This is a genomic window from Streptomyces sp. NPDC002044 (assembly GCF_040296725.1).
GTDB lineage: Bacteria > Actinomycetota > Actinomycetes > Streptomycetales > Streptomycetaceae > Streptomyces > Streptomyces antarcticus.
The window spans coordinates 23,104-30,386 of sequence record NZ_JBEOXU010000075.1 but is presented as its reverse complement, the minus strand read 5'-3'; the positions used below and the strand labels follow the sequence as shown (position 1 = coordinate 30,386).

Genomic DNA, 7,283 nt, shown 5'->3' with positions numbered 1-7,283 from the left:
CGCCGCGTCGCGGGAGCGCCGATAGAGCACGGTGCCGGCCAGCAGCAGTCCGCCCGCGAGCGGGAGCCCGGCGGTGAGGGCGCTGCCCGCGCCGGTCGCGGCGAGCCCGGGCGTCTCAGCGGTGCCGGTCCCGGTACCCGTGCCCGTACCCGGCCCCGTTCCGGGGTGCGTGACGGGCGTGACCGAGCCCGGTCCGGGGTTGCCGGGCGTACCGGTGCCGGGGGTGCCCGTGCCCGGAGTGCCGGTGCCGGGGGTGCCCGTGCCGGGCGTGCCCGGGTTCCCGGGTCCGGGGTTCCCGGGCGTACCGGGGTTCTCCTGGCCCGGGGTGCCGGGGCCGCCGGGCGAGCCGGGGTTCTCGGAGCCCGGGTTCTCGGAGCCGGGGGTACCGGTGCCGGGGGTACCGGTGCCGGGGGTACCGGGGTTGCCCGGGTGCTCCGGGTGGTCGTCGCAGGGCTCGTCGTCCCCGCCCCCGCCCGGGTGGCCCGGGTGACCGGGGTGGCCCGGGTGATCCGGGTGATCCGGACGGTTCGGCTTGCCCGAGATGTTGGCGCAGTGGTTGCCGAAGGCCGGATTGAGGCCCCCCACCACCGTCACCGTGTTCCCGCAGGCGTTCACCGGCGCGTCCACGGGCGCCTGCAACTGGTTCCCGGACAGCAGTCCCGGTGAGTTCGCGGCCTTCCCCGAGGCCCCGGCGTCCGCGTGGGCGTAGCCCCCGCCCAAGGCGAGGACACCCCCCGCGGCCGCCATGGTGATCAGGGTCTTCCTGGTGACCTGTGCCGGTCGTCGCATCTGTACTCGTCCCCTGGTGTGTACGTATTCGGGCGCGATCCCGGCGGCCCGGCCGTACAGGTTCCCCCGCCGGCCCGCCGAAGACGGAAAAACCGGGCCCGAAAGCCCGGCGGCCCCGGAACGCTGGAATGCGTTCCGGGGCCCAGGAATTCAGACGCGTCAGGCGTTGACGCAGGTGTTGCCGAACGCCGGGTTCAGCAGGCCGATCACGGAGATCGTGTTACCGCAGACGTTCACGGGAATGTGAACCGGAACCTGGACGACGTTGCCGGACAGGACACCGGGGGACCCGATGGCCGCACCCTGGGCACCCGCGTCGGCGACAGCCAGACCCGCACCCGCGAGAACCAGGCCACCAGTGGCAGCCGCAGCGGCTACAACCTTCTTGATCATTGTTCCTCCTAGTAGGCAATGCGGTCCCAGCCGCGGACCGCACCACCTGTAACGAGGAGGGATCACCAGGGCTACGAGCGTATGAGTGCATTCACTCTTCTCAGTGGAATGCGCACACCTCTGCGAATCTCAGGCGTTGTCGATGAACCGGTCGAGCACCCGCACGCCGAACTTCAGTCCGTCGACCGGCACCCGCTCGTCCACCCCGTGGAACATCCCGGCGAAGTCCAGCTCCGGCGGCAGCTGCAGCGGCGCGAAGCCGAAGCAGCGGATGCCGAGGTCGTCGAAGGACTTCGCGTCGGTGCCGCCCGACAGCATGTACGGGACCGCCCGCGCGATGGGGTCCTCGGCCCGCAGCGCACCCTGCATGGCGTCGACGAGCCGGCCGTCGAAGTCCGTCTCCAGCGCCTTGTCCCCGTGCACGTCCTCCCGCTTCACCCGCGGGCCGAGGATCCGGTCGAGGTCGGCGAAGAACTCGTCCTCGTATCCCGGCAGGAAGCGGCCGTCCACGTGCGCCGTGGCCTGGCCGGGGATCACGTTGACCTTGTAGCCGGCGCCGAGCATCGTCGGGGCGGCCGAGTTGCGCAGCGTGGCGCCGACCATCTTGGCGATGCCGCCCAGCTTGGCGAGGGTGGCGTCCATGTTGTCGGGGTCCAGGGGGGTGCCGAGCGCGTCCGAGAGCTCGTCCAGGAACGACCGTACGGTCTTGGTCACCCGCACCGGCCACTGGTGACGGCCGAGCCGGCCGACGGCCTCGCACAGCTCCGTGATGGCGTTGTCGTTGTTGGTCATGGATCCGTGGCCGGCGGTGCCCTCCACCGTCAGGCGCATCCAGTGCATGCCCTTCTGGGCGGTCTCCACCAGGTAGAGGCGCAGGTTCTCGTTGACGGTGAAGGAGAAGCCGCCGACCTCGCCGATCGCCTCGGTGACGCCCTCGAACAGCCCCGGGTGCTTGTCGACGAGGTGCCGGGCCCCGTAGATCCCGCCGGCCTCCTCGTCCGCGAGGAAGGCCAGCACGATGTCGCGCGGGGGCTTGCGCCCGCTGCGCATGCGGTCGCGCACGACGGCCAGCGTCATCGCGTCCATGTCCTTCATGTCGACGGCGCCGCGGCCCCACAGGCAGCCGTCGGCGATCTCGCCCGCGAAGGGGTCGTAGGTCCAGTCGGCGGCGTTGGCCGGGACCACGTCGGTGTGCCCGTGGATCAGCAGGGCGGGCCGCGACGGGTCCTCGCCCTCGATCCGCGCCACCGTCGAGGCGCGCCCCTTGTGCGACTCGAAGATCTGCGGTTCCAGCCCGACCTCCGCGAGCTGCTCGGCGACCCACTCGGCCGCCTTGCGCTCGCCGGGGCCCGAGTGGTCTCCGTAGTTGCTGGTGTCGATCCGGATGAGGTCCCGGCAGAGGTCCACGACCTCGTCCTCGCCGGAAACGGTCCTGCCCGCGCTCGACTCGCTCACGCTGTTCCTCCCACTGATCAGTACCGGACTGTCTCCCATCCTCGCCCCCCGGACGGTTCTCCCCAAGGGCGATCCCCGGCCGCCGGGGGGTGTGATCGAGGACCCCGGAATGTTTGGTAATGTTTTCCACGTCGGAACGGCCCGCGAGGGACGCGAGACAGACACCTTGTCCGGGTGGCGGAATGGCAGACGCGCTAGCTTGAGGTGCTAGTGCCCTTTATCGGGCGTGGGGGTTCAAGTCCCCCCTCGGACACTTACGGCAAAGGCCGGTCGGACTCTTCCGACCGGCCTTCTGCGTACCCGGTTCTCTTCGCACGCCGCACAGCGGGGGCGGCGGACACCGGCGTCAGAGGGCGTGCCACCGGGCGGCGTGGTCCCCCTTCCGCAACGAGTCCATGCGGACGGCGAACTCCTTGGCGGCGGCGGGTGAATGCGGGACGTTCTGCATCAGCCAGGTCGTCATGCCGAGCTCGCGCACGGTGCGCAGGAGGCGATAGCCGGGCTGCTCTGTGACGTCCGCCCCGTACACCGCGCAGAATGCCTTGTGGTCGGCAGGCGCGAGACCGAACCGGTCTGTGGCCGTGGCCGTGGGCAGCAGGTCCCAGGCGCGCGGACCGCGCGCCACGGTCTCGTAGTCGATGAGCAGGACGCGATCGTCGCGGCGCAGGAGATTGCCCCGGTGGGCGTCACCGTGCACGAGCCCGCCGGCGGGGTCCGAGGCGACGAGATCCCTGAAGGCCGCTTCGCTGCCCTCACAGGCGGCTGCGAGAAAGGCCCGGTCCTTCTCGGAGATCGCCCCGTCGGCGCTGTCCGCCGCGCCGCGCAGGCGGTCCCTCATGAGGGGGAAGGGGTTGAGCGGCGGAATCGGGAAGCCGGGATCGGGCAGGGCGTGCAGGGCGCGCAGGAGCGCGGCAAGGTCGATGAGGGACGGCTCGCCCGGCGAGGGGGGCACGTACTCCCAGAAGGTGACCAGTCGCCCCTCGGCGGACACGGGCTGCCGGAAGTCGTCGCGGGGCGGCAGGCCGGGGAATCCCTGCGCTACGAGCCATCGCGCTGTGGCCAGTTCCTTCTCGACCTTGTCCGTGAGGCCGTCGGACCGGGCTACGCGGTACACGAGCCCTTGTACCCGGCTCGCGAAGAGCGCGTTCTCCCCGAGTCTCAGGAGTTCGAGATCGTGCGGTGGTGGTGCGCCCGCGAGGCGGACGGCCTCGCGCACCGCGCGAGCGGCCGAGACATCGGTGAACGGGGTCTGGTCCGGGGGAAGTTGAGATCGGCTCATGGCCGGATCAGCTTCACCAGCGCGGGAAGGAGCGTCAAGGGGGATCCCGAGTGTGGCCGGCTCCACGGCCGCCCCGCCCGGGGTCCCGACGCGGGCCCCCGGGCGAGTGGGTGGTCAGGGGCGGGTGGCGGCGATCTCCGCCACGCGGCGGCGGACCAGGTACCAGCCGCCCACCAGGGCCGCGGCGATGAGCGGGACGCACAGGACCGTGGTGCGGCCCACGCCGCCGTCGGACCACATCAGGACCAGGACCGTGACGAGGAAGACCAGGGTCACGATCTGGGTGTACGGGGCCCAGGGCAGCCGGTAGGCGGGGCGTTCCAGGAGGCCCTGGCGGGCGCGGTGCCAGAAGTGGAGCGAGCAGAGCATGACCATCGCCCAGGTGCCCAGGATGCCGAGCGAGGCGAAGTTCAGGACGATCTCGAAGGCGTCGGATGGCATGAAGTAGTTGAGGCCGACGCCCGCGATGCCGAAGGCGGCGGTGAAGAGGACCCCGCCGTAGGGGACCTTGCCCTTGTTCATGACGCCGGTGAACTTGGGGGCGGAGCCGGACATGGCCATCGAGCGCAGGATGCGGCCCGTGGAGTAGAGGCCGGAGTTCAGGCTGGAGAGGGCCGCGGTCAGGACGACCAGGTTCATGATGCCCGCGGCGCCGGGGATGCCCAGCTTGTCGAAGACGGTGACGAAGGGGCTCTGGTCGGAGGAGTACGCGGTATAGGGGAGCAGCAGCGCGAGCAGGACGACCGAGCCGACGTAGAAGATGCCGACGCGCCACATGATCGAGTTGATCGCCTTCGGCATGATCTTCTCGGGGTTCTCGGTCTCGCCGGCGGCGACGCCGCACAGCTCGACGGAGGCATACGCGAAGACCACGCCCTGGATCACCAGGAGCATCGGGAGCATGCCGACGGGGAAGAGCCCGCCGCTGTCGGTGATGGTGGACAGGCCCGGGGTGTGGCCGTCGATGGGGTGGCCGGTGGCGACGAGGTAGATGCCGACGAGCAGGAAGACCGTCAGCGCGGCGACCTTGACCAGGGAGAACCAGAACTCCATCTCGCCGAAGTACTTCACCGAGATCAGGTTCGCGGTGAGGACGATGGCGAGGGCGATGAAGGCGAGGACCCATTGGGGGACGTCGGTGAACAGTGACCAGAAGTGGGCGTAGGTGGCGGCGGCCGTGATGTCGGCGACGGTGGTCGTGGACCAGTTCAGGAAGTACAGCCAGCCGGCCGTGTAGGCGCCCTTCTCCCCCATGAACTCGCGGGCGTAGGAGACGAAGGCTCCGGAGGAGGGGCGGTAGAGCACGAGCTCGCCGAGGGCGCGGACGACGAAGAAGGCGAAGACGCCGCACACGGCGTAGGCGATGGCGAGGGAGGGGCCGGCTCCGGCGAGGCGGCCGCCGGCGCCGAGGAACAGCCCGGTGCCGATCGCCCCGCCGATCGCGATCATGTTGATGTGGCGGGACTTGAGGTCCTTGCTGTAGCCCTCGTCGCCGGCATCGACGTGGCGGGCGGGTGCCGCCGGGGCCGACGGCGGGGCGGGTGCGTCGGCCAGGGTGCGGTCACTCAGGTCACTCATGTACGGCTTCGCCTTCGTGGGTGGGACAGGCAGGGCCGGGCAGCCGCGCGGGGCGGTGGGTGATGTCCCCTGTGCGGTGGTCCGGCCGTTTTGATCGCCCCAGGAGACCATGGGCTTCCGCTCCCCGCCAAAAGCGCCCCCATACGCACCGAAGCCCCCGACGACCTTGGAATGGGGTGTCAGGGGCTTCGGTGGAGCTGGAAAGAGAGGCTAGTCGTCGGTGTTGGCCTCGGCCGCCTGGTCGAGGCGGAAAGCCTCGTTGCCCAGGCCGATGCGGGCGTGCACCTCGGGGCGGCGGCTGCGCAGCAGCGCCCCGTACAGCAGGCCGATCACGACGGCGGCGCCGATGATGCCGGGCAGGGCCCAGTTGAGGGCGGAGCCCTTCTCGGCGCCGACGAGGACGCCGAAGTCCTTGACGGTGTAGACGGCGATGCCGAGGAGCGCGAGGCCGGCGGCGCCGGCCGCGACGAGGCGCCAGACCTGGGCGCCGGCGGTGCCGCGGCGGACGAAGAAGGCGATGACGGCGAAGGAGGCGGCGGCCATCAGGAGGGTGATGCCGAGGGCGCCGACGCTGCCCATCCAGGTGAAGAGGTGCAGCACGGGGGCGGTCGGGTCGCCGGCGGGCAGGTCGTCGGTGACGGCGAAGGCGATCACGACGACGGTGGCGATGCCGGTCTGGAGCAGGGAGCCGGTGCCGGGGGCTCCGGTGCCGGGGTTGGTGCGGCCGAAGGAGGCCGGGAGGAGTCCCTCGCGGCCCATGGCGAAGGCGTAGCGGGCGACCACGTTGTGGAAGCTGAGCACGGCCGCGAACATCCCGGTGACGAAGAGGATGTGCAGGATGTCGGTGAAGGTGCCGCCGAGGCGCTCCTGCGTGAGCTGGAAGAGCAGGCCGGGGCCGGCTTCGGCGGAGGTCTTGACGACCGCCGAGGGGCCGGTGGCGACGGTCAGGGCCCAGGCGCTGAAGGCGAAGAAGAGGGCGACGAAGCCGACGGCGAGGAACATCACCCGGGAGACGACGATGTGCGGCTTGCTGGTCTCCTCGGCGTACACCGGGGACTGCTCGAAGCCGACGAAGGCGGCGATGCAGAAGCACAGGGCGGTGCCGAGGCCGGCGCCGGTGAGGGTCTCGGGGTTGAAGGCGTGCAGCGAGAGGCCCTCGGGGCCGGGCTTGCCGAGGGCGGCGACGTCGAAGATGACGACGAGGACGCACTCGATGAGGAGCAGGACGCCGAGGACCTTGGCGTTGAGGTCGATCTTCAGCCAGCCGAGGGCGGCGACGGCGGCGACGGCGAGCAGGGCCGGGATCCACCAGGCCAGTTCGATGTCCAGGTAGGTGGCGAAGAGGCCCGAGATCTCGAAGCCGAGGATGCCGTAGACGCCGACCTGCATGGCGCTGTACGCGACGAGGGCGACGAGCGAGGCGCCCGCGCCGGCGGTGGGGCCGAGGCCGCGGGCGATGTACGCGTAGAACGCCCCGGCGTTGTGGACGTGCCGGCTCATCTCGGCGTAGCCGATGCTGAAGAGCGCGAGGACGATGCCGAGGATGACGAAGAGCAGCGGCTGGCCGACGACGCCCATCACGCCGAAGGTCGTGGGCATGACGCCGGCGACGACCATCAGGGGCGCGCTGGCGGCGAGCACGGACAGCAGCAGTCCGGCGGTGCCCAGGCGGTCCGCGCGCAGGGCGCGGTCCTGGCCCTTGTACGTGCGTATCTCGGGCGGGTTGGGGAGCGTGGTGGATCTGCCCGTCGGCATGGCGGCGTCCTTTCGGGAGTACGGGGGGGGTTCC

Annotated in this window: 6 protein-coding genes and 1 tRNA gene; 1 reads left to right on the top strand and 6 read right to left on the bottom strand. The window is 71.0% G+C overall.

Going from position 1 to position 7,283, the window contains the following annotated elements; genetic code table 11:
- The 3 genes from ABT106_RS19565 to ABT106_RS19555 form a co-directional block, all read right to left on the bottom strand.
- Nucleotides 1-789, bottom strand: a 789-nt coding sequence (locus ABT106_RS19565) for a chaplin (protein WP_351278816.1), incomplete at its 3' end; no start/stop codon positions are given.
- A 159-nt stretch (nucleotides 790-948) separates the two neighbouring features.
- A complete protein-coding gene (gene chpH / locus ABT106_RS19560; protein WP_351278814.1) occupies nucleotides 949-1,182 on the bottom strand; it encodes a chaplin ChpH in 234 nt (77 codons plus the stop codon).
- A gap of 129 nt (nucleotides 1,183-1,311) precedes the next feature.
- Nucleotides 1,312-2,637: a M20/M25/M40 family metallo-hydrolase gene (locus ABT106_RS19555; protein ID WP_351278811.1), complete on the bottom strand. Its 1,326-nt coding sequence runs from the start codon at nucleotides 2,635-2,637 to the stop codon at nucleotides 1,312-1,314.
- Nucleotides 2,638-2,805: 168 nt separating this feature from the next.
- On the opposite strand from ABT106_RS19555, the gene ABT106_RS19550 reads away from it, so the two are divergent.
- Nucleotides 2,806-2,890 (top strand) — tRNA-Leu (locus ABT106_RS19550).
- A 93-nt stretch (nucleotides 2,891-2,983) separates the two neighbouring features.
- On the opposite strand, the gene ABT106_RS19545 is transcribed toward ABT106_RS19550, so the two are convergent.
- The 3 genes from ABT106_RS19545 to ABT106_RS19535 all read right to left on the bottom strand — a co-directional run bounded on the left by ABT106_RS19545 (nucleotide 2,984) and on the right by ABT106_RS19535 (nucleotide 7,249).
- A complete protein-coding gene (locus ABT106_RS19545) occupies nucleotides 2,984-3,916 on the bottom strand; it encodes a phosphotransferase (RefSeq protein WP_351278809.1) in 933 nt (310 codons plus the stop codon).
- A 114-nt stretch (nucleotides 3,917-4,030) separates the two neighbouring features.
- A complete protein-coding gene (locus ABT106_RS19540) occupies nucleotides 4,031-5,485 on the bottom strand; it encodes an amino acid permease (RefSeq protein ID WP_351278824.1) in 1,455 nt (484 codons plus the stop codon).
- A gap of 219 nt (nucleotides 5,486-5,704) precedes the next feature.
- On the bottom strand, nucleotides 5,705-7,249 hold the full coding sequence (locus tag ABT106_RS19535) for an APC family permease (protein ID WP_351278807.1): 1,545 nt from the start codon (nucleotides 7,247-7,249) through the stop codon (nucleotides 5,705-5,707).
- Nucleotides 7,250-7,283: the final 34 nt, after the last annotated feature.

What these genes read in the sequence shown, in the direction of transcription:
- chpH (WP_351278814.1), bottom strand. Translation starts at nt 1,182, where the DNA reads ATGATCAAGAAGGTTGTAGCCGCTGCGGCTGCCACTGGTGGCCTGGTT.
- ABT106_RS19545 (WP_351278809.1), bottom strand. Translation starts at nt 3,916, where the DNA reads ATGAGCCGATCTCAACTTCCCCCGGACCAGACCCCGTTCACCGATGTC.
- ABT106_RS19535 (WP_351278807.1), bottom strand. Translation starts at nt 7,249, where the DNA reads ATGCCGACGGGCAGATCCACCACGCTCCCCAACCCGCCCGAGATACGC.